Here is a 20,656-nt window from a genome sequence, read left to right as displayed (position 1 = left end):
ACCTGGAGCCGCCGACATAACCACGCCGTCACGTTCCCTGTGGAGCTCGACGGCACTATGAATGCCGACGCGCGAGGCTGGGCGCGCCGTGCATGTTGAACCGATGATCAGCAAGTTGACGAGTAACACTGTCGGGCGAGCTGTAGCTGCTGGCATAACGGAGCCCGCCGCGGTTTCGCTTACTACGCGTTGGCATTATGAATGCCAACGCGCGATGCATCGCTACAACCCGATGCACGTTCAACCGACGGTGAGCGAGCGGAGATAGCGTTGTGTGCGACCTGGAGCCGCCGGCATAACCCGCCAGTCGCGTCTCGGATGCACGTTGCGACGGCATTATGAATGCACGACACCGCATGCAACAGCCCAAAGCGCAATGCATAGCGATGGGACGGCGGGGGAAGTGGTGCCGACGTTCTCCAGCGTTCTCAAGTCACCCGAAATTGCCGGCTTACTGAATTTTCAATTCCGGCGCAATCGCGGCGTCGCCTCGATCGCATTCTGAATGCCAGCGCGTCATACAACGAAGACCGCCCCTGTCACAAATCACGCCCGCCCCACGCCTCAAGCCTCCACCGGCGGCTTCTGCACATTCTTCGCCGCGACCCCAGCCCCCCGCGTCTCCGGCATCGCGAGCCAGACGAGCGCGACCGCGATCGCGCCCGCCGCCGCCAGCCCGAAGAAGCTCATCGCCGTGCCGAAGCGGTCGGCGGCAAACCCGGCCGCCGCCGTCGAAAGCGTCGCGCCGACGCCCGCCGCGAGGCCGAAAAAGCCGATGGTGAGGTTGTAGTGGCCGCGTCCGCCGGCGACATCGGCGGCAATGAGCGGCAGCATCACGCCGAACACGGCCGCGCTGATGCCGTCGAGCATCTGCACCGGCACGAGCAGATACGGACTGCTGACGCCCGCAAACAGCAGCGCGCGCACCGGCAACGCACAGAAGCCGAGAATCAAGACTGGACGGCGTCCCCACTTCTGCGCCTGCCGTCCGACCCAAGGCGAAAGGGCCGCCACGATGAACTGCGGCACGATGATGCACGCCGCGATCACGAGTTGAACGTTGTCGCCCATGTGCGCGGTGACCTCGCCGGCGGCGAGATTCAACATCGCCGCGTTCGAAAGGTGGAACAGCACGACGCACGCGGCGAAGATCAGCAGGCGCTTGTCCTTCAGCAGTTCGCGCAGTGATTCGCGCTCTTCACCCTCGGGAGTCAGCTTCGGCTTACCCGGCGGGGCGCGCGGCACCGCGGGCAGCGGTTCGTAGTGAATCATCCGCAGCGCGAAGATGGCGGGCAGCGCGAGCGCCGCCGTCAGGAAGAACACCGAGCGCAGCGACAGATACTCGCCGAACGCGCCCATCAGCGCCGCCGTCAGCGCGCTGCCGATCGACGCCCAGCGCGCATTGCGCCCGAGCCGGTCGCCGAGATCGGCGCGCGAGACAAGCGCGAGCGAGATCGCGGCCATCGCCGGGACCAGCATGCAGCTCGCGAAGCCGTGCAGCACTTCCGCCGCGAACACGGGGACGAACGTCGGACTCGCGGCCAGCAAGAGCGCGCTCGCGATGATCGCGACGATCGCCGAAAGAGCCGCAAACTTTTTGTTGCGCATGGCGTCGACGAGCGCGCCCGCGGGAAGCTGGCTCGCCATCGCGCTGATCGTGCCGACGGACAGCATCAGGCCGATCTCGCCCTGCGTCCACTTGTTGGCCGCAAGGTACGAAGCGATGAACGGGCCGAAGCCGGTCTGCACGTTGGCGACGAAGAAGTTCAGCCAGTCGAGCGCGCGCAGACTGCGTGCAATTACCATGTCGTGAATCGGTTATCCATGTGGTGTTCCGTTATCGGGCCGGGCGCGCGCCGGACGACGGCGTTTGCGCCGCGACCGCGCCCGAGGCGGTCGTGCCGCCGGAGTTGGCCGAGGCTGCTCCGCTCGCCGCGCCGCTCGCCGTCGCCGACGACGCCGGCGCGGGAACGACCGGCGACACGATCTTGATCGGCTGCTCGGGCGCATAGGTGGGCGCGGCTTTCAGTTGCGCGTCGTTGAAATCCATCTGCAGCGCGAGCTGCTTGTTGCGCGACACCACCTGCAGATCGCTCCAGTTCACCGCGACGTGGCGCTTGTCCGCGGCGAGCGAGCTCGACAGATCGACGACGAGCGCCTGCGGTTGCGCCTGCGAATCGACGAGCACGTCGACCACGCGGCCGATGCGCGCGCCGTTTTTCTGCGTCACCGTCGAATCAACGAGCTGCATGAAGTTCGACGGCGCCTCGCTGACGGGCTGCGGCTTCGGCACCGGATCCGCCGCTGGCTTGCCCTTCACGGGCGGCGGCGGTGGCAGGAAGGTGATCGGCGCGGTCTTCGAATTCGGCGTGAAGCGAAACGCCGTCCACGGGAAATTGACCTTGCGATCGCCGATGCCCATGAAACCGGACAGGTTGACCATCAGCAACTTGGGTTTCGCCGACGGATCGACGTACAGATCGACCGCGCGGCCGACCACCTTGCCGTCGGGACGCTGAACTTCGGCATCGAGCAGGCCGTGAAGCTGGTCGTGCTGCATGAGGCGCGTCGAGATGATCTGCGGCGGGGGCGGCGGCTCGGGCGGCTCCGGCGGCGGCGTCACGACCGGCTCCGGCGGCTTCGGTTTCACGACGCGGCGCTTCGGCTTCGGCGCGGGCGCCGGCTTCACGGCGGACGCGGGCTCCGGCACGGTGACGACCGGGGCCGGTTCTTCCGGCTCGTTGGTTTCGGTCTCGCTCGGGCCCGGAATGTACGAATGCTCGACGATGGGCGCGGGCGTCTGCTGCTGAAAAATCCCGCAGGCCGACAGGCTGCACGCGCCGAGCACGACGAGCACCGACGATAGCCGCAGCGCGCGAATGCATTGGACGAGGGCGCTTACCAGAGCGAACAATCGCGCCGCCGCGCCCCCGATCGAGACCGAAAGAGCCGGCGCAAAGGCGCCCGCGCCGACCGACGACGCATCGCCCCGATGCGAGATACCGCCTGCCATCACAAACGCTCCATGTGTCCGGGCCGCCTTCCAGTTCTTGTTGGTGTCGATGAACGCGCTGCGCGCGCGCGTCCCTGTTCGTTCGATGCGCTCATGCGCCGCGCGCCGCCGGGTTGTCGCCAGCGTCCCCAGCGTCCGCGTTTTTGGCGAGGCGCGCCGCCGTATCGGCCGCGCCCATTCTCGCGGCGGCTTCACGCGCGGACAAGCCGCCCTGATCGCGGGCGTCCGGATTCGCGCCGCGAGCGATCAGCAAATCCAGAATCTCGACGCGGTTGAACATGGCCGCGATCATCAGCGCTGTGCGGCCATCGGGCGATGCGCCTTCGACATCCGCGCCGTGATCGAGCAGCGTCTCGGCGACATCCTTGAAGCCCTTGAATGCGGCCCCGGCGATCGGCGTCTGGCCGTTGTCGTTGCGCATGTCGGGATCGGCGTTGTGTTCGAGCAGCACGCGCACCGCGTCGGCGTGGCCGTGATAGCTCGCGAGCATCACGAGGCTGTCGCCCTTGTCGTTGCGCAGGTTCGGCGGCAAGCCCTTCTGGAGCCAGACTTCGAGCAGGGCGGCATCGCCCCGGCGCGCAGCGTTGAAGACTTCGTTGGCAAACGCGATGGTCTCTTCGTCGGGGCCTTCGCGCGCCGGTTGTTCCGGGTTCTGGTTGCTGTCCTGCTGCATGTTTGGCTCCGTGTCGGGCGCTCTGCGGCGCGCCGTTTCGTCGTGATGCGTTCGATGCTGCGCGTGGACTTTCGCAAACGCTCGAAAGAGGCGAGCGCGCCGGCTCATCGGGAGCATACACAGGTTGATGATGCTCCGCGCCTGAGTGCGTGCCTGTCGCGACGGTCGATGGAGAGCCCGGGCAGCACGTTTTGCGCCAAGGCTTTCGCCGCTCGCGACGGCTTGACGCCGCAGCGCGCGCGCCCTTAGTCTCGATGCCACCATTCGCAACTATCGACCGCCCGCGCGATCACCGCTCGATGCAAGCTCCATCCCATACTCAAGCCAGCGTGCGCCGCCGCGCGCCCGCCGCCGAACGCAATCGCGATGCGATTCTAACGGTGCTCGCACGCGTGCTGCCGCAAAGCGGCACGGTTCTCGAAATCGCGAGCGGCACCGGCCAGCATGCGGTGCATTGCGCGGCGGCGCTGCCGCACATCGTCTGGCAACCGAGCGATCCGGACGCCGCCGCGCGCGATTCCATCGCCGCCTGGCGCGCGCATGCGGGCCTCTCCAACCTCGCCGCGCCGCTTGCCATCGACGTGACCGAGCGCGACTGGGGCATCGGCGACGTGGCGGCGGTCGTTTGCATCAACATGATCCATATCGCGCCGTGGCAGGCGGCCGAGGCGCTCTTTCGCGGCGCGGCGAAGCGGATGGCTGCGGGCGGCGTACTGTACCTGTATGGGCCGTATCGGCGCAACGGGGCGCACACCGCGCCGAGCAACGAAGCATTCGATGCCCAGCTGCGCGCCACCGACCCGCGCTGGGGCGTGCGCGACATGGAAGCCGTCGAGGCGCTCGCGCACGACGCGCGATTCACGCTCGCCGAAGCCGTTCCAATGCCGGCGAACAACTTCAGTCTTGTGTTCGTGAAAGACGCGAAGCCGTAGGCGCCGCCGCATGCGGCTTTTCGCTCGCGCTGAAATGCGCGTCGCCGTGTAGACTGCGGAGGTCGTTCGTCGTGTCGTTTTTGCGCCGCTCCGACGGCGCGTACCCTGATCTCCCTCTACCGGAGGCGTTCTACATGCACGCAGCGTTGCCGCAAGGCGATGAGGATGGCGCTCTGACCGAAACGCCGGGAACCCCGCGCGACTTGCGCCGCACCGACATTCATCCCGATCACTGGTATCCGCTCGCGTGGTCGGGCGAAGTGAAGCGCGGCCGCGCGCACGCGGTGCGCTTTGCCGGCGACCCGATCGTGCTCGTGCGCACGGACTCGGGCAAGGTGTTCGCGCTCGAAGACCGCTGTGCGCATCGGCAAGTGCCGCTCTCTGCGGGCGTGGTCGACGGCGAGTCCATTCGCTGCTGCTATCACGGCTGGACCTACGACTGCACCGGCCGCTGCACCGACATTCCGTATCTCGGCCGCGAGCGTCTGCCCAATGGCGTGCGCGCATATCCGTGCCGCGAAGAAGCGGGGCTCGTCTTCGTCTTCACGGGCGACCCGCAGCGGGCCGCCGCCGCGAAGTTTCCCTCGCTCGTGAGCGCGACCGACAAGGCCTATAAGACGCGCCGCTTCGGCCGCGAAGTGAAGTGCCATTACACGTTCATGCACGAGAACCTGATGGACATGAACCATCAGTTCCTGCATCGCCGGCAGATGGGCAGCATGCGGGCGCGCTCGCTCGGGCGTCGCCGGGGCGAGGACTGGATCGAAGTGGACTACACCTTCGCGCGCGAGGCGGGCAAGCAGCCGATCGGCGAGGCGCTCGTGTTCGGGCAGAAGCGCGGCGAGAAGCCGGATGCGTCGCAGAAGGACGTGATGACCATCCGCACGGACTATCCGTACCAGACGCTCAAGATTCGCACGAAAGACGACACCATGGTGATGGACCTGTGGATCGCCTACGTGCCGCTCGACGCCGAGCAGCGCACCAACCGCACCTTCGGCCTGTTGTCCATCCGCCGCCCGAAAATCTCCGGCCTGCTCGACGTCGCGTGGCCGCTGCTCGTGTGGTTCACCGAGCGCATTTTCAAGGAAGACCGGTGGATCGTCGAGCGCGAGCAGGAAGCGCACGACCGGCAGGGCGCGGACCACAATCACGAAGTCTTTCCGGTCATCAACGAACTGCGCGCGCTTCTGATGGAGCACGGCGTGCCGCATCGCGCAGCCGGCGCGCATCCCGGCGACGGCCGGCGCGTGCATCGCATCGTGCCGGTGCAGGAAGTGCCCGCGCCCTAGGTGACACAGCGGCGCGACACTGCGGCGCGGCGGGCCCGGATTGCGGCCGTCGCGCGGCGGCGTTATACAGGAAGCGTGCACAGCTACGAAGGCAGACCATCATGAACGACGACCCGACCGATCCGCGCCCGCTTTCCCCGAACGTCGACGAAGCGCATCCGGATGTCGAGCATTTCGATGCGGCCATCACGCACGTCGATGAATCCGTCGCCGCCGGACGAATGGCCGCAGGCGCGGCGAAGGGCATCTTGTACAGCCTGATCGAGACGCTCGGCACGCTCGTCGGCGATCCCGATCTGCCTTCGCACGCCCGCTCGGGCTACGAAGGGCTGCTGGAAACCGCTCGGGAACTGCGCGCGAAGATCGAGCAGTAGGGTTCTTTCGTCGCGCAGTACGGCCGGAGCGAAGGCGAGCGGGGTGCTCGCCCGTTTACGTTTGCTTGCGACTCGCTGTCGGCGCTGGTTTCGTTGTTCTCTATTTTCTTCCTTCTTGGCAACCCGCCGCGCGGCTTGCCGGCCGGCGCGCGAGCTCCCGTCGTGCGTTGGTTTTCTGTCAGTTTCGTGCCTGGTTGCCAAATATTTGCGCGCTAGCAAATACTGGTTAACCACACGGTGAAAAAAAAAGACACCAGTACGCGCGATTCTTTCGAATTCCATCCGCAAGCCATACACTTGCCAGCGATAAAAGTTGCGCTCGCGGCGCGATAGCGCGCCGGTTTCGGCGTCGACGACGAAGAATCCGCTCATACCGCACAAAGCAAGAGGAGAAAAAATGAAGGGCTTGAAACTGACCAAGGCCGCCGTCATCGCCGCGACCGCGTTCGCAGCCGCCGCGCCGGCGTTCGCGCAAAGCAGCGTGACGCTGTACGGTATCGTCGACGATTCGATCGTCTATCAGAGCAGCCAGACCAATCTGGCGAAGACCCAGCCGGGCCGTTCCAACGTCAAGCTCGCCTCGGGCATCTGGGCGGGCAGCCGCTTCGGCCTGAAGGGTGCGGAAGATCTCGGTGGCGGCAACAAGGCCATTTTCCAGTTGGAGTCCGGCTTCAATATCAACAACGGCGCGCAGCAGTACACCAACGCGATGTTCGGCCGCCAGGCATGGGTCGGTCTCACGAATGCGAACTACGGTACGCTGACCGTGGGTCGTCAGTACACGTCCTACTACACGCTGATGTCGCCGTATAGCCCGACGAACTGGCTGACCGGCTACTTCGGCGCGCACCCGGGCGATCTGGACGAGCTCGACACGATCTACCGCGCGAACAACTCGGTCGTCTATACGTCGCCGAAGCTGTATGGCGTGACGGTCAGCGGCTCGTACTCGTTCGCCGGCGTGCCCGACAGCGTGTATCAGGGCTCGACGTGGTCGGCTGCGATCCAGTATCAGCAAGGCCCGATCGGCGGCACGGTGGCCTTCACGCGCATCAACAACTCGACGGTCGGCGGCGGCGTCTACGGCGATGCATCGACGACCAACACCGCAGGCCAGTCGGGCGTGTCCGCCGTGACCAACGGCTACCAGGGCGCGCAAGCCCAGAACCGCTTTGCGGTGGGCCTCGGCTACACGTTCAACAGCGCGTGGGACATCACCGCGACGTACACCAACGTTCAATACATTCCGGGCATCAACTCGAAGTTCACCGACGAAGCCGTCTTCAATACGGCCGGCACGGTGCTGCACTGGAAGGCGACGTCGGCATGGGACTTCGCGGCAGGCTACAGCTACACGTGGGCCAGCAAGGCGAACGGCATCTCGGATGCCGCGTCCTACCACCAGTTCAACCTGTCCCAGTACTACTCGCTGTCGAAGCGTACCGGCCTGTACGCGCTGGAAGCTTTCCAACGCGCCAATGGTCGTACGCTCGCGCAGCCGACGTTCTCGCCGACCGGCGCTGTAAACGCGCAGACGGCTGCGAACGCAACGATCGGCGACGGCTTCAACACGGCTCCGTCGGCGTCGCGCAGCATGTTTGCAGCAGGCGTGGGCATCATCCACCGCTTCTAAGCCGCACCTGCTTCACAGCGAACCGGACGCCTCGGCGTCCGGTTTTTTTTGCGCCGCGAAATCGCACGAACGCTGCGCGTCAGATGAACATCCCGCCCGACACCTCGACGCGCTGCGCCGTCATCCACCGGTTGCCGTCGGACAGCATCGCGGCAATCGCGCCGCCTATATCATCCGGCAGCCCAACGCGCCCGAGCGCCGTGTTCTGCGCGACGAATTCGTTCACTTCCTGATCGTCGCGCACGACGCCGCCGCCGAAGTCCGTTTCGATCGCGCCCGGGGCGATGGCATTGACCGTGATGCCGTGCGGCCCCAACTCCTTCGCCAGATAGCGCGTCAGCACTTCGACGCCGCCTTTCATTGCCGCATACGCCGCGTAGCCCGGCAGCGCGAAGCGCGTCAGTCCGCTCGACACGTTCACGATGCTGCCTTCCTCGTGCAGGAACGGTAGCAGCGCCTGCGTCAGAAAGAAGGGCCCCTTTAGGTGTATGTTCACGAGCTGGTCGAACTGCTCGGGCGTCGTGTCGGCGAAAGCCGCGTGTATGCCGATTCCCGCGTTGTTCACGAGAAAATCGAAGTTCGTGCGATCGAACGATTGTTCGAGCGCCTTGCATACTTCATCCGCGAAGGCGCCGAAGGTCTCACTGCGGGAGACGTCGAGCTGCAGCATCGCGCACTTGCAGCCGAGTTCCTCGATCTCGCCGGCCACGGCTTCGGCTGCGGCCGCGTCGCTGTGCCAGGTGCCGATGATGCCCACGCCCTGTTGCGCGAGCTTGAGTGCGGCGCTGCGCCCGAGCCCGCGGCCCGCTCCCGTGATGACTGCGACTTTCGCGCTCATGGTTCCGTCCACTTGCTGCTCCTTTGGGTTCGTCCTGCGAGTTGCATTCCGCGAGTCGTATCTCGTATTGCATCGGGTGACTACAGCACTTTAGGACGACCCGGTCCGCAATGGAAACATTGCGCGACGTTGCGCACTTCGCGTGGGACGGCGCGCGTCGGGCGCATGGCTTGCTTCCAGAAAACGACCTTAAGCATCCGAGGAGAAGCAGCGATGACAGCGCAAACGAATTCGAATGCAAAAGACCAGACCGGCTCGACGTCGGGCTCGGGCGACCCGGTCGGACTCGAGCGGCCTTTTCGCCTGTTCGCCGTTGAGCAGCGCGTGCTGGCGCAGAACGTCGATGGCAAGGTGATCGACATTGGCGCGATGGAATCGAAGGGCGGCGAATACTGCGCGCGCCTGGACGTCGACGATATCACGGTCGAGCCGAAACGCAGCCCCGAGCTTGCGCTGAAGGCGCTGGTCGACAAGCTGACCTTCGATTATCTCGACGGCCTCTTCACGAGCGAAGGCGAAGCCGAAGTGGCCGGCCGCTTGCAGGATTTCCCGAGCGTCGAGTTCGAACTCGAAGAACCGCTGCCCCGGGATATGGTGGATCGAACGCCGCCGCATCTCTTCTGAAAGCGCGCTCGGTGTTCCGACCCGTGCGGAAAGCGCATACAGAATACCGGGCGGTCGAAGCTAGTTCGCAAGGCCGAGATCGACCGGCTCTTGAGCGCTTCGCGGCGACGCGCGGCTCCGTCTAGCAGACGTCTTTCAGCGGCAGGTTCTTCTGTGTGAACTCTGAATGCAGAATGCCCTCAGGTTCCGACTGGTAGCGCGCGCAACTGGTCACGCAGAGAAGGGAATGCATCCAGAAAACCGGGTGTGCCGAGCCGGTCTGCAAGACTGCGGTCCACCGTCTCGTTGAGCGCGGATCCGGCGACGCGAGGCTCCTTTTTGCAGACATCTTCGAGCAACGGATTCATCTTTGTGAATTCCGAATACGAGTCGATCGGCTCGCAGCAGTAAGCCTCTTTAGGAATCTCGATCGGCTTGTCGAACGTGAGGCCGTGCAATTGCCCCTTGTGCCGGAGCCATTCGGCCGGGATCAGCGGCAGCAGATCGGCGGGATCGCGCGGCGGGCTTAAATAGCCGCCGCCCACGTTGGCGTGCGCCCCCGCGAACCATCGCTGTTCGAGCGGCAGCGGCCCGCGGTCCTCGGTTCCCTTCGTCCAGAGCGTAGGCTTGTAGAGCGAGCGGAATTCGTTCGCGGCTATCGCGTGATACGCGGCGCGCGTGCTGTTCGCGAGCGTGGTGTCGTGGAAGTTGTAGTAGCTGGAGAAGCCCGGCACCGGCAACCCGCCGATAGGAATGCCGAGTTCGCCGACGGTATCCCACACGCCGATGAACGCGACATCCACCTCGCGCGCGAACTGTTTGCGATACGCCTGCACCGAGTCGTCGGATGGCCCCACGCCCTGATCGCGATAAATGCCGTACGCCTGATCGACGGATTCATCGCTCCAGTCGTTCGACAGACCGCATTTGCGAATGAGGCCGGCCAGACTGCGTGCGGAGTAGGCGCCGCGCGAGAAGCCGAAGATATAGATCGAAGCATCGGGCTTGTACCGCTGGCAGAGCCACGCATAGCCGCTTTTGATGTTCGCGGAGAGGCCGTCGCCGAACGCGCCGCCGAGAAACTTGTTCGCCAGCGCGAACAGGCCGTTTCCCTGCGTGCCGACGCCGGGCACGTACAGCGTCTCTTGATCGTCGGTCTCGGGCGCGAGCTTGTAGAGCAGGTAGGCGTTGGTTCGGTCGTTCGGCTCATTCCAGGTGCCGTCGAAGAAAATGGCGAGTCTCATGGCGGGCGTCTCCTGAACATAGCGTTTGAGCTAACAGATAGGAGATGGCTGCGCCGCCCGCAAGGCCGCCTTTGCATGCAACATGCAGACGGCGCGGCGACGCTGTATTTTGGCGGATACGGGAGAGGCTCGCGATCGAGCATCGACGCGCGCATCCCGTCTTCCTGCGGAGGTGAATAATGAATACCAAACGCCTGAAGGCTATCGCTCTGATCGCGGGCGCCATGCTCGCGAGCGCAACGGCGCACGCACGCGACGATGGCCCGCGTTTCGCGCAGGATCGCCTCGATGCACTCGTCGCTCATCATGCGGAGGCGAGTCGGCATATAGCGCATGGGCGTGGACAGGCAACGCTGCCCGAGCGCCGCCACGAACCAAAAGACGCGTCCTGAACGTCTTGCGTGGCTGGCTATGCCGTTGCTTCGCCTGATGCAACGGGCGGGAAGGCTTGCGCCTGCGCGTCCGATGTTAGAAATGGTATGAGAATTGCTGCCGGCCCCGAGGCTCCGCGGCCACTGCGCCGACGATCTCCTCGCTGACCTCACTCAAGGCCATATGAACCGGACGACACCGACCCAGAAATCAACGAAGGCCCTTTCCATCGCTCTCATCAGCGCGACGTTCCTCGCGGCGGGCTGTTCGGGCATCGGGCCAACACGGCTCAAGGCCGATCAGGTGGACTATGCCCGCGCACTCGGCGACGCGCAGAAGCGCGAGATTCTCGCTGCCATCGTCGGGCTGCGTTTCGCCGATGCGCCGTCGTTTCTCACGGTGAGCAGCATCATCGCCGCGTACACGTTCGATGCAACAGGCGGCGCAATTTTGAATGCAGGTTCCGGCGCGCAGCCGAACTACGCGCAAGCGTCGGGCAGCGTCTCGTATTCGAATCACCCGACGTTCACCTTCACTCCGACCACCGGCGACGCGTACGCCAGCGCGTACATTCGCCCGCTCTCGCCGACGCTCGTGTTGCCGCTCGCAGAAAGCGGCATTCCGGTCGACTTGTTGCTGCGCATCACCGCGCAATCCATCGCGGGCCTGCAGAACGGCAATGCGCTCGGCGGTCCCAACGCGTCGGGCGCGCCGGAGTTCTTCCTGTTGCTCCAGGCGCTGCGCCGTCTGCAACTTGCCGGCGAACTGAATGTGGAAACGCGCGACCAGGATCATCAGCCGCGCATTTTCATGACGCTCGGCGCGACGCGCAGCGGCGCGAACAAGCAGACCGTCGACGACCTGGCGCTCGTGCGCAGGCTGCTGCATCTTTCGCCGAAGATGAAGACTTACGAGATCGTGTACGGACAGTCGGCGGACCACGATCGCATTCCGATGGTCACGCGCTCGGTGCTCGGCATCCTCACCGATCTGGGTGCGCAGATTCCGGTGCCGGATTCGCAGGTCGGCAGCGGGGCGACGAAGCCGACGATCGGGCTGATCGGCGGCGAAACGCGTCCGACGATCGTTGTGAAAGTCGGCGAGAAAGCGCCGCCGGACGCCTACGTGAGCGTGCTGTACGACAAGTCGAACTACTGGATAGACCGCGCCGACTTCGATTCGAAGTACGCATTCACCGTGGTGCAGAACCTGATGGCGCTCGGCGAGGTGACGGATACCGCGAAGGCGCCGGTGGTCACGATTCCGGCTAACTGACGCGCGGCATTTTGCATGCCGCGTCATGCATGCAAAATGCCAGCCGCAGCCTGTCCGCATATGCATAGGCTGACGCTCGCGTCCAGCCGAAGCGACGCGCGGGTCGAAGCGTTGCTTTCCGGAAGGCCAGCTAACCTTGAAGCAAATGCGGGCGGCAAAGCTCCGCGACGGGGCTGCCCGTTCACCTTAGCCTCGCACACGCGCCTCGCATTTTGCGTGCGTAGTGTTGCATGCAGAATGCGGGGCGCAGCCTTTTCGCATACGCATACGCTGACGCTCGCGTTGAGCCGCAGCGATGCGCGTTGCCCGCTTACCTCAACCTGGCCCGCGCGCCCCCGTTTTTCGCATGCGGCGTGTTGCATGCAGAATGCTGGACGCAACTGTCCGCATACACATACGCTGACGTTCGCGTTGAACCGCAGCGACGCGCGGGTTGGAACATTGCTTTCCGGAAAGTGCCGCTAACCTGGATGCGGGCGCGAGCGGAAAAGCTCCTCGACGATCGTTGGCCGTTACCTTAACCTCGCCAGCGCGCCCGCATTTCGCATGCGGCGTGTTGCATGCAGAATGCCGCCGCCTGTCCTCGCATGTGACGCCGGTGTTCCCCGACCAGCGCCCCGTGCCTGCACGCGTCGCTTTCTGAAAGAAGCCGTCAGCAGCAACGCGCACGCGGGCAGAAAAAGCTCGTCGACGCGTGTCCTTCGCAGACCTGAAGCTCCGAAACGCGCGCGGCAACGCCTCCCATCGCACTTCGAAGTACTACGCCCGACGCGCATGATCGACTTCCGCGACTGACGCACACCCTTTTCGAAAGCCCGGTCGGTCGCCGAACGAACGCAACGCAACCCGCACCCTCAGCGCAGCCCGTGCGTCCGGCAAACCATAAAGTACTGCGAACTAATCCACCAAGGCGCGTGCGGCACCGGACTCGTATGCACTGCATCGACAACGAAGCGCTCGCTCACGAGCTCGCGAAGCTCGCGAAAATCGAATCCCTTATGCGTCGTGCGCGGGTTCGCCGGCCGGCTCACGCGCATGCCGATCATCGACTTGAGCAGTTCCGCAGGCGTGTATTCGGACTTGAGCGTGCGGCTGCGGATCATCCAGTTCGACACTTTCGGCGCAATCGCGAGTCCGTACATGATCGGCACTGAAATGACGAGCGCGCCGTCCGGCTTCAGGATTCGCGCGGCGTCATCGAGCAGCGCGTCCACTTCGCGGGGATAAAGATGCTCGCAGACCTCGAAAGCCGTCAGCACGTCCACGCTATGCGATGCAACCGTGTCCAGCGACTCCGCATACTTCACTTCGGCAAAGGCGGGCGCCATGAACTTGTCGTGGCCGATCAACGTGATGTCCCGCCGCGACTCGCCGAGCGTATGCAGAAAAAGGCCCGGTCCCGCGCCGAAGTCCACCACGGTTCCGCGTGCGGGGCATAGACCGGTGACGAGCTCGGTCGCCACGGTCATGCGCGTGCGATGGGCGAAGCGCGCGAGCGGATTGATCGAATTGACGGTTTGTTCTTCGTACGAGATTTCGCGCATGACAGAGTCCCCGTTGTTATGACTTTTATCGGACCGGCCGGGTCCGTATCTTGGCGCAGCACAGCGTTTTTTATTCGTCGTTTTCGGCGATATTGCCGGGACGCGAGGACTCGTGCAATCGGCGGCGGTAGGCGTTAGGCGCCGAACTTCTGCCGCCGCCCGCCATCGCGGTGCGCAACGAAAAGCGGCATCCACGCTATACCCAGAGCCAGATGCCGCATGCGATCAACGCCACACTCCAAAGCCAGTCGACGTTGACCCAGCCCGTGCGCAGGAACGCGAGGCCGGTACGCTCATGCAGCGACATGGCGGCCAGCGCGATGACCGCGATCACAGCGAGCATCGCCACGGTATGCACGGACAGCGCGAGCGCGCCGGCTTCGAACGCTGCCGCCGAGGACGCGCCCGCCGCGCCTGCATTTGCACCCGCGCCCCCGCACAGCGGCAGCAGGGCGGGCACGAGCATCAAGCCCGCGCCGTGCGCGCTCGACATCACGAATGACCATAGCGCGAGACCCGCGAGGCCGGTCCGCATGCCCACCGTCGGCCGTCCGCGATGTCCGCGCCACGCACGCCATGCGCCCCAGCCGATCAGACACACGCCAGAACCGCGCGCAAGCGTCTCATGATCCACCACCGAGCCGAGCGTCAGCACGCCCGCGAGCACCAGCGCCACCGACGCAGCATGCCCGAGCGCAATCGGCACGAGCGACACCAGCACCACGCGCCTGCTATGTGCATAGAGGCCGAGTGCGAGCGCGAACAGCCATCCCATCGCGGGATTCACGCCATGAAACGCGCCGAGGCCCGCCGCCGTGAGCCAGAGCGACGGCGTAACGGCATTCATGCGATGACGTCCGACGTGAGCATCAAGGATAACTCACGGGTAACAATAGGAGTCCGAAGAACAATCGCCGCCTTGCAGCCGGATCTGATGCGGGCGGTGTCCCTTCGGCCAGTCGATGAAGAACTTCTCGTCGATGGAGAGGCCGCCGTTCGGATCGGCGTCGAGCTTGACCATCCATCCGTCGATGCCTTCGGGGTAGAACTGCGCATCCACCGCGCCGTAGAGCGAGTTGGTGAAGTACACGCGTCGTCCGTCGCGGCTGACTTCGACCATCTGTGGCCCGCCGTTCAGCGAACCGTTCTTCGCGCCCGCATGCGTGGCGCGCGCCACCACACCGCCGATGCGGACCTTGCCCGTGAGTTTCGGCGTGAAGGGGTCCGAGACATCGTATTGCAGCATGTCGCCCGTGCCCCAGCATGACACGTAGAGGAAGCGGTCATCCATCGAGAGATCGATGTCCGACACGAGCGGCGGCACCGCGCCGAAGCCCTGCAAGAGCGGGGGAAGCACCGACGCATCGGCGGGCTCGGCCGGGATGTCGATCACTTTTTTCACGGCCCATTTGTCCTTGTCGCGATACCACGTCCAGATCGACGAAGACAGGTCCTTCAGGCTGATGACGCAATTGACGAAGCCATACGCCTTGGTCGGATCGTGGGCGGGCCGCAGTTCGAAGACGAGTTGATACTCGTCGCCGAAGTCGATCTCCTGAATATGCTTTCGCTTCGTGAAGTCCCAGAAATGCAGCTTGCGCCCGTACTTCGCGCCGAGCAGCAGTTCGGGCACGAGGCCCTCTTCGAAGGTGTCGGGCGTGCCCCATTCGCTCGTGACCATCGTGTCGTAGCCGAGATGCCACCAGCCGTCGTAGGCCAGTTGCTGCGGTCCGCGATCCACTTCCCAGCGGCCGAGTGGATCGAAGCTCTGCTGGTCGAGCAGCAGCACGCCGCCGGGCGCCTTGCCTTCGGCGTTGCCGAGCGCGGTGACATAGATGCCGCCCGGTCCGCAATGAACCGTATGCGGGCGCGTATAGCCCGTTTTCTCAGCAAGTTCTTCGGGCTCGATCGTCTTGACGATGACCGGGTTCTTCGGGTCGGGCTTCGTATCGACGATATGAATCCGCGACGAACGCAGTCCCGGCACGACGAGATAACGCCGCTCCATATGCGGATGCGGCGCGTTCGGGCACAGACACGACGAGCACGCGTTCCAGCCGAAGTGATGCAGTTCGTCGCCGGCGTCGGGCATCGCCAGTTCGCCGACGATCTGCGCATAGCTCGACGAATCCGGGTCCACATCGACGACGGCGAGCTTGTCCGGACTCTTGCGCTCGGGATCGAACGTCGCGACGTAGGCGAGCGTTTCGCGGGGCGCCTTCGCAGCAAGACGCGGGGAAGGGTAGAAGCTCGGGTCGGGTTTCCATGTCGCCATGTCGTGTCTCCCTCATGCGGTCCTCTGCACTATAGGACATGGTTAGAGCGCATGCGGCGGCTCGCATATAAGGGATTGCGCAATACAAAGCTGTCGCGTCGCAATCCCGTCTGGCTTAGACTGGGCACTTCTCAAAAGAGGACGGTTCGACGGATGTTCAGCTACGTAGGCGGCTGCGTGCTCTTCGCCGCACTTTTACACGCGACCTGGAACGCGATGCTGCACGGCAACGCGGACCGCTTCCTCTCCATGACGTGGATGAGCCTTTGCATCGGCGTCGTGTCCGTCGTGGCCATTCCGTTCTTGCCGCTGCCCGCGAGCGGCGCATGGCCGTGCATCGTGGCGTCGGGGCTCGTGCATATCGGCTATAACATGGCGCTCGTGCGCGCCTATCAGGGCGGCGATCTCGGCGCGACGTATCCCATCGCGCGCGGTTCTTCGCCGATGCTCGTCGCACTCGGCGCGGCATTTTTCGCGCGCGAGCATCCGGGCGCGCTTCCCGTGGTGGGTATCGTGATGGTATCGGCGGGCATCGTATGGCTCGCGTTGCAGCGCGGCAATCTGTCGGGAAAGGGCGCGTTGGCCGCGTTCGTCACGGGCGCGACCATTGCCGTCTACACCGTGATCGACGGCATCGGCGTGCGGGCTTCGGGGCACGCGCTCTCCTATACGGCGTGGATGTTCGCGTTCTATCTGCTGATGCTGCCGCTTTTCGTCGCGCTGCGAGGGCGGCATGCGTTGCGCGCGCCCGCCGCCGCCGTCGCGCAGAACGTAGCGGGCGGGCTCGTCTCGGTGGCCGCATACGGCATCGTCATCTGGGCGATGCAGTTCGGCGCGATGGGCGCCGTCTCCGCTCTGCGCGAAACGAGCGTCGTGTTCGCGGCGCTCATCGGGCGCATCTTCCTCGGCGAGCAACTGACCGCGCGACGCCTGCTGGCCTGTTGCGTGATCGCGGCGGGCGCGGTGTGCATCGGCGCGTGACATTCGCGTGTTCCGCGGCGGCGCAAGCACCTACAATGAAAGCGTTGCCCCTCGAGCCCGAAGGAGGTTGCGATGACCGAGCCGATGATCAGCTTGATGGTGGGAGTCGTCGTGGTGTTATGCGCCATCGTGATTCTCGTGATGCATCACAAACATCCGAACATTCATCCGCCGAAAGCGCGCTGGCTAGACACGCATCCGCCGCGAGACTGGACGCATCGCAGGCACTGAACGAGCGTGCGGACGCGAACGGCGCCGTCCACGCCGGCGCTTCTCGGGTCAACCATGCTTATCAACGCCGCGGGCCTTTCATCGCTTCGGCTTCCATTGCCGCGTGCCATTCCTCGCTGCTTTCGATCGGGTCCATGACATCGTCGATGAAAGCCGAAGCCCGTTCGGCCACCGCGCGCGCGTCGTCGTCCGCGACTTCATCCATCGCGCTTTCTTCGTCGGGCGGCTCGAGCATGTCGCGCAACATCGCGCGCAATTCGGGCGTCTTCCACGGCTCGCCGCGCTGCTTTTTCTTCTTGATGTAGTGCCTGACTTCGGCGTCCTGCTCAGGCGTGAGCGGTAGTCCGCGGAACGTGCGGTTCGCGTCTAGATCGATCATTCCAACCTCCTCGCCCGATGCACGCGTGCGATCGAGCGCCCTCAGTGTAGTCCCGTTTCTGCCGATGGATGCGCCGCGCTGCTTCGCATAAAGCCGGCGGCTCGCGCCACGCCGCATGCGTCGTATAGAATGGCCCGCTTTTCCGAACAACATCGAAAGCGCCGCCATGTGGTTCAAGAATCTTCAGCTTCACCGTCTTCCCGTTCACTGGACCGTCACGCCCGATCAGATGCAGCAGTGGCTCGCGCCGCTTGCTTTCAGCGATGCATCGAGCATCGAAAACGAGCGGCGCGGCTGGGTCTCGCCGCGCGGCGACGATGCGCTCGTCTACACCGTGAATCGCCAGATGCTGCTCACGTACCGCGCGGAGAAAAAGCTTTTGCCCGCGTCGGTGGTCACGCAGTTCACGAAGGACCGCGCGCTGGAACTCGAAGAGCAGCAGGGCTTCAAGCCGGGCCGCAAGCAGATGCGCGAACTGAAGGAGCAGGTGACCGATGAACTGCTGCCGCGCGCGTTCAGCATTCGCCGCGATACGCGGGTGTGGATCGATCCGGTGCACGGCTGGCTCGCCATCGATGCGGCATCCGCCACGCTCGCCGACGACATCATCGGCTTGCTGGTGAAGTCGGTCACGGACTTGCCGCTCGCCAGCGTGCGCGTCGCGCGCTCGGCCGTGTCGGCGATGACGGAATGGCTGCTGACGGGCGACGCGCCCGCGGGCTTCACGCTCGATCGCGATACGGAACTGCGTTCGGCGGGCGAGGGCAATGCGACCGTGCGCTATGTCGGTCACGCGCTGGAGGCGGAGGACATGCGCCGCCATATCGAAGCCGGCAAGCAGTGCATGCGTCTTGCGATGACCTGGGACGACCGCGTGTCGTTCGTGCTTACGCCGTCGCTCACGCTCAAGCGCGTGAGCCCGCTCGACGTCATCAAGGAAGCAGCCGATCCCACCGCCGCGAACGACGACGAACGCTTCGAGTCGGATTTCCTGCTGATGACGGGCGAGCTCGCGCGCCTTTTCGCGGCGCTGACCGAAGCGCTTGGCGGCGAAGAAGACTTGCGCGCGGCGGCCTGACGCGGACGATCGCGCAGCAGCGCGTAGTTATGAGGCCGCCGACGCGAACGCGTAGCCGTTCTTGCCGTTGCGCTTGACGGCGTACATGGTTTCGTCGGCGGCGGCGACGAGCCGCCAGTAATCGGTCACGCGATCCGGAAAGCTCGCGATGCCGATGCTCGCACGCACGAGCGACAAGCCCATGCGCGTGTCCGTTTCCGCGACGCAATGGATGATGCGTTGCGCAATGGCCGCCAGTTCCAGATCGCTCGAAAACTCTCTGACCAGCACCGCGAATTCGTCGCCGCCGATGCGCGCGACGATATCGCTGTTGCGCACCGTCTGCCGGAAACGCCGCGACACTGCGATCAGGAATTCATCGCCGATGCGGTGCCCGAGCGTGTCGTTGACGCGCTTGAAGCCGTCGAGGTCGATATACAGCACGGCGATGCGCTTCGCCTGCGAGCCGTCGGCGAGCGCCTCCGCCGATTCCTCCAGCGCCGCGAAGAGCTTGCGGCGATTGGGCAGATCGGTCATCGCGTCGTGCAGCGACGCGTGCTCGAATTCGCTGGAGATGCCGACGAGCTGCCGATTGCGTTTTGCATACATGCCGAGCGCCGTGATGAGCACGCCGAACACGACCGCCGTTAATGCAATCAACGTGTGCGACACGCTGACGATGCGCGCGCGAACGTCGCTGCTCGCGCGATCGCGTTGATCGCGCCAATAGGCGTCGGCGGAATCGAGCGCGGCGCTCGCCTGATTGAAGTCCGCTGCCGCGGATAGCGCGGAGGGCGGCAACGCGGGTGCGGGCGTGGGACTCGACGTGATGAGCGCATGCAGGCTCGCGAGTCGCGCCGCCCACTCGATGCGCGCCTCGCGGTATGCGGCGCGATGCTGCGCGTCGGTGGCGGACGCGTCCTTCAGCGCGATCGCCGAAGCGCGCGCCGCGTCCGCGCGCTCGACGGCCTGAAGCACGAGCCCGACGTATTCCTGCTCGAGCTGCGCGGAGAAGATGCCGCGCACCTGATACGCGAGAAACAGCAGGCCGATCAAAAGACACAGCAGCGCGGCGGCGGCCATCGGCGCCGGGCCGGGCATGCGCAGCCGCCCGGCCTGCGCGCGGGCCTCGTCGAACACGCGCGCGGCGCGCGCCGCCAGCACGTGCGTCGCGCCGTTCTCACGGACGGGAATATTACTCTCGCTGGCCGGATGTGGCATTGCGTCGATAGCTCACTCGATGAAAGAACGCGCCCACGCGGGCAAAGAGTCCCGGCTCGGCCCTGGCACGCGACGCTCGATGCCGGGCCTCTTTTGCCTGTGTCGTGCGCACCGCCTGGCCGCTTGCGCCGCGACTCGGGCGATTCGCCGCGACCGTCTGCGACGCAGGAGTTGCCGCCGTTCGCGATGGCGACGCCGCATCTTGCGATGCGCCAGCGACGGTCGCGGCCGTGGCCACCGGCGCGACCGCGACGGGCCCGAGACTCGTGGTGCCGGACGTGTCGGCGGGCGGGTTGTCGGCGAGCGCCGTGGTGTCCGCGTGCGCCGCGACGAGGCTCGTGGTGGGCGGCGGTGCCTGCACGACGCCCGACGACAGCGTTTGCGACGGCGGCCCCGCCGCGATCACCGGCTGGTCGATGCCGAGCGTGCGGCGCGCGCTCGCCATCGCTTCCGTATAGACGCGCTGGTCGTGGTTGAACCACATGCTGTAGGCGACCGTGCCGAGCACGCCGATGCCGAGCGCGCTCGCCGACGCCATCCAGAGCGCGAGCCGCCCGAAGCGCAGGGGCGCGCGCGGCGCGTCGAGATCGTCGTCGAAGTCGGGCGCGGTCTCGGACGCGGCAAGCGGTACGGAAGGATCGTTGGGGGGGGGGGGGGGGGGGGGGGGGGGGGGGGGGGGGGGGGGGGGGGGGGGGGGGGGGGGGGGGGGGGGGGGGGGG

21 protein-coding genes are annotated in these 20,656 nt (G+C 65.3%); 10 read left to right on the top strand and 11 right to left on the bottom strand.

All coding sequences use genetic code 11. The features are described from left to right. Window positions 1-564: 564 nt before the first annotated feature. The 3 genes from NCR34_RS07705 to NCR34_RS07695 form a co-directional block, all read right to left on the bottom strand. On the bottom strand, window positions 565-1,806 hold the full coding sequence (locus tag NCR34_RS07705; protein WP_248319891.1) for an MFS transporter: 1,242 nt from the start codon (window positions 1,804-1,806) through the stop codon (window positions 565-567). A gap of 31 nt (window positions 1,807-1,837) precedes the next feature. Continuing rightward, a complete protein-coding gene (locus NCR34_RS07700; RefSeq protein ID WP_248319890.1) occupies window positions 1,838-3,013 on the bottom strand; it encodes a hypothetical protein in 1,176 nt (391 codons plus the stop codon). A 91-nt stretch (window positions 3,014-3,104) separates the two neighbouring features. Next, the gene (locus NCR34_RS07695; protein WP_248319889.1) at window positions 3,105-3,686 is read right to left on the bottom strand and encodes an ankyrin repeat domain-containing protein; all 582 of its coding nucleotides are present in this window, start codon (window positions 3,684-3,686) and stop codon (window positions 3,105-3,107) included. A 299-nt stretch (window positions 3,687-3,985) separates the two neighbouring features. On the opposite strand from NCR34_RS07695, the gene NCR34_RS07690 reads away from it, so the two are divergent. From NCR34_RS07690 to NCR34_RS07675, 4 genes are all read left to right on the top strand, one after another. Next, window positions 3,986-4,618, top strand: a complete 633-nt coding sequence (locus NCR34_RS07690; RefSeq protein ID WP_248319888.1) for a DUF938 domain-containing protein — start codon at window positions 3,986-3,988, stop codon at window positions 4,616-4,618. A gap of 134 nt (window positions 4,619-4,752) precedes the next feature. Then, on the top strand, window positions 4,753-5,910 hold the full coding sequence (locus NCR34_RS07685; protein WP_248319887.1) for a Rieske 2Fe-2S domain-containing protein: 1,158 nt from the start codon (window positions 4,753-4,755) through the stop codon (window positions 5,908-5,910). A gap of 101 nt (window positions 5,911-6,011) precedes the next feature. Then, window positions 6,012-6,284 carry a hypothetical protein gene (locus tag NCR34_RS07680; protein WP_248319886.1) on the top strand — a complete coding sequence of 91 codons (273 nt, stop codon included), beginning with the start codon at window positions 6,012-6,014 and terminating at the stop codon, window positions 6,282-6,284. Window positions 6,285-6,681: 397 nt separating this feature from the next. Then, window positions 6,682-7,917: a porin gene (locus tag NCR34_RS07675; RefSeq protein WP_248319885.1), complete on the top strand. Its 1,236-nt coding sequence runs from the start codon at window positions 6,682-6,684 to the stop codon at window positions 7,915-7,917. A 79-nt stretch (window positions 7,918-7,996) separates the two neighbouring features. Here the strand turns inward: NCR34_RS07675 and NCR34_RS07670 are convergent, their stop codons facing one another. After that, window positions 7,997-8,755, bottom strand: coding sequence for an SDR family NAD(P)-dependent oxidoreductase (locus tag NCR34_RS07670; protein WP_248319884.1), 759 nt, complete (start codon window positions 8,753-8,755; stop codon window positions 7,997-7,999). 213 nt (window positions 8,756-8,968) lie between these two features. On the opposite strand from NCR34_RS07670, the gene NCR34_RS07665 reads away from it, so the two are divergent. Next, window positions 8,969-9,379, top strand: a complete 411-nt coding sequence (locus tag NCR34_RS07665; protein ID WP_244846331.1) for a hypothetical protein — start codon at window positions 8,969-8,971, stop codon at window positions 9,377-9,379. 179 nt (window positions 9,380-9,558) lie between these two features. Here NCR34_RS07665 and NCR34_RS07660 read toward each other — a convergent pair whose 3' ends face one another. Continuing rightward, window positions 9,559-10,602, bottom strand: a complete 1,044-nt coding sequence (locus tag NCR34_RS07660; RefSeq protein WP_248319883.1) for a T6SS phospholipase effector Tle1-like catalytic domain-containing protein — start codon at window positions 10,600-10,602, stop codon at window positions 9,559-9,561. A 179-nt stretch (window positions 10,603-10,781) separates the two neighbouring features. On the opposite strand from NCR34_RS07660, the gene NCR34_RS07655 reads away from it, so the two are divergent. Together NCR34_RS07655 and NCR34_RS07650 are read left to right on the top strand one after the other, a co-directional pair. Next, window positions 10,782-10,994: a hypothetical protein gene (locus NCR34_RS07655; protein WP_248319882.1), complete on the top strand. Its 213-nt coding sequence runs from the start codon at window positions 10,782-10,784 to the stop codon at window positions 10,992-10,994. 163 nt (window positions 10,995-11,157) lie between these two features. After that, window positions 11,158-12,249 carry a hypothetical protein gene (locus tag NCR34_RS07650; RefSeq protein WP_248319881.1) on the top strand — a complete coding sequence of 364 codons (1,092 nt, stop codon included), beginning with the start codon at window positions 11,158-11,160 and terminating at the stop codon, window positions 12,247-12,249. A gap of 854 nt (window positions 12,250-13,103) precedes the next feature. Here the strand turns inward: NCR34_RS07650 and NCR34_RS07645 are convergent. The 3 genes from NCR34_RS07645 to NCR34_RS07635 form a co-directional block, all read right to left on the bottom strand. Further along, window positions 13,104-13,793, bottom strand: a complete 690-nt coding sequence (locus NCR34_RS07645) for a class I SAM-dependent methyltransferase (RefSeq protein WP_248319880.1) — start codon at window positions 13,791-13,793, stop codon at window positions 13,104-13,106. 196 nt (window positions 13,794-13,989) lie between these two features. Further along, complete coding sequence (locus NCR34_RS07640; protein WP_248319879.1) at window positions 13,990-14,640, bottom strand: hypothetical protein; 651 nt, start codon at window positions 14,638-14,640, stop codon at window positions 13,990-13,992. Between the two features lie 33 nt (window positions 14,641-14,673). Next, window positions 14,674-16,068 (bottom strand): selenium-binding family protein, encoded by a 1,395-nt coding sequence (locus tag NCR34_RS07635; protein ID WP_248319878.1) that lies wholly within the window; start codon window positions 16,066-16,068, stop codon window positions 14,674-14,676. Window positions 16,069-16,221: 153 nt separating this feature from the next. On the opposite strand from NCR34_RS07635, the gene NCR34_RS07630 reads away from it, so the two are divergent. Both NCR34_RS07630 and NCR34_RS07625 read left to right on the top strand, forming a co-directional pair. Continuing rightward, a complete protein-coding gene (locus NCR34_RS07630; protein WP_248319877.1) occupies window positions 16,222-17,049 on the top strand; it encodes an EamA family transporter in 828 nt (275 codons plus the stop codon). A gap of 72 nt (window positions 17,050-17,121) precedes the next feature. Continuing rightward, window positions 17,122-17,280, top strand: a complete 159-nt coding sequence (locus NCR34_RS07625; RefSeq protein ID WP_175940360.1) for a hypothetical protein — start codon at window positions 17,122-17,124, stop codon at window positions 17,278-17,280. Window positions 17,281-17,341: 61 nt separating this feature from the next. Here NCR34_RS07625 and NCR34_RS07620 read toward each other — a convergent pair whose 3' ends face one another. Continuing rightward, the gene (locus NCR34_RS07620; protein WP_250499527.1) at window positions 17,342-17,659 is read right to left on the bottom strand and encodes a hypothetical protein; all 318 of its coding nucleotides are present in this window, start codon (window positions 17,657-17,659) and stop codon (window positions 17,342-17,344) included. Window positions 17,660-17,825: 166 nt separating this feature from the next. On the opposite strand from NCR34_RS07620, the gene NCR34_RS07615 reads away from it, so the two are divergent. After that, a complete protein-coding gene (locus NCR34_RS07615; RefSeq protein WP_248319876.1) occupies window positions 17,826-18,737 on the top strand; it encodes a recombination-associated protein RdgC in 912 nt (303 codons plus the stop codon). A gap of 27 nt (window positions 18,738-18,764) precedes the next feature. Here the strand turns inward: NCR34_RS07615 and NCR34_RS07610 are convergent, their stop codons facing one another. Beyond that, the gene (locus NCR34_RS07610) at window positions 18,765-19,823 is read right to left on the bottom strand and encodes a diguanylate cyclase domain-containing protein (RefSeq protein ID WP_371747413.1); all 1,059 of its coding nucleotides are present in this window, start codon (window positions 19,821-19,823) and stop codon (window positions 18,765-18,767) included. An 88-nt stretch (window positions 19,824-19,911) separates the two neighbouring features. Next, on the bottom strand, window positions 19,912-20,656 hold a 745-nt coding region (locus NCR34_RS07605), incomplete at its 5' end, for a hypothetical protein (RefSeq protein ID WP_250499526.1).

The sequence above is a fragment of the Caballeronia sp. GAWG1-5s-s genome (genome assembly GCF_023631445.1).
In the GTDB taxonomy this organism is placed as follows: domain Bacteria; phylum Pseudomonadota; class Gammaproteobacteria; order Burkholderiales; family Burkholderiaceae; genus Caballeronia.
Note: the sequence above shows the minus strand (reverse complement) of the source record. Positions and strands in the feature narration are given on the sequence as shown.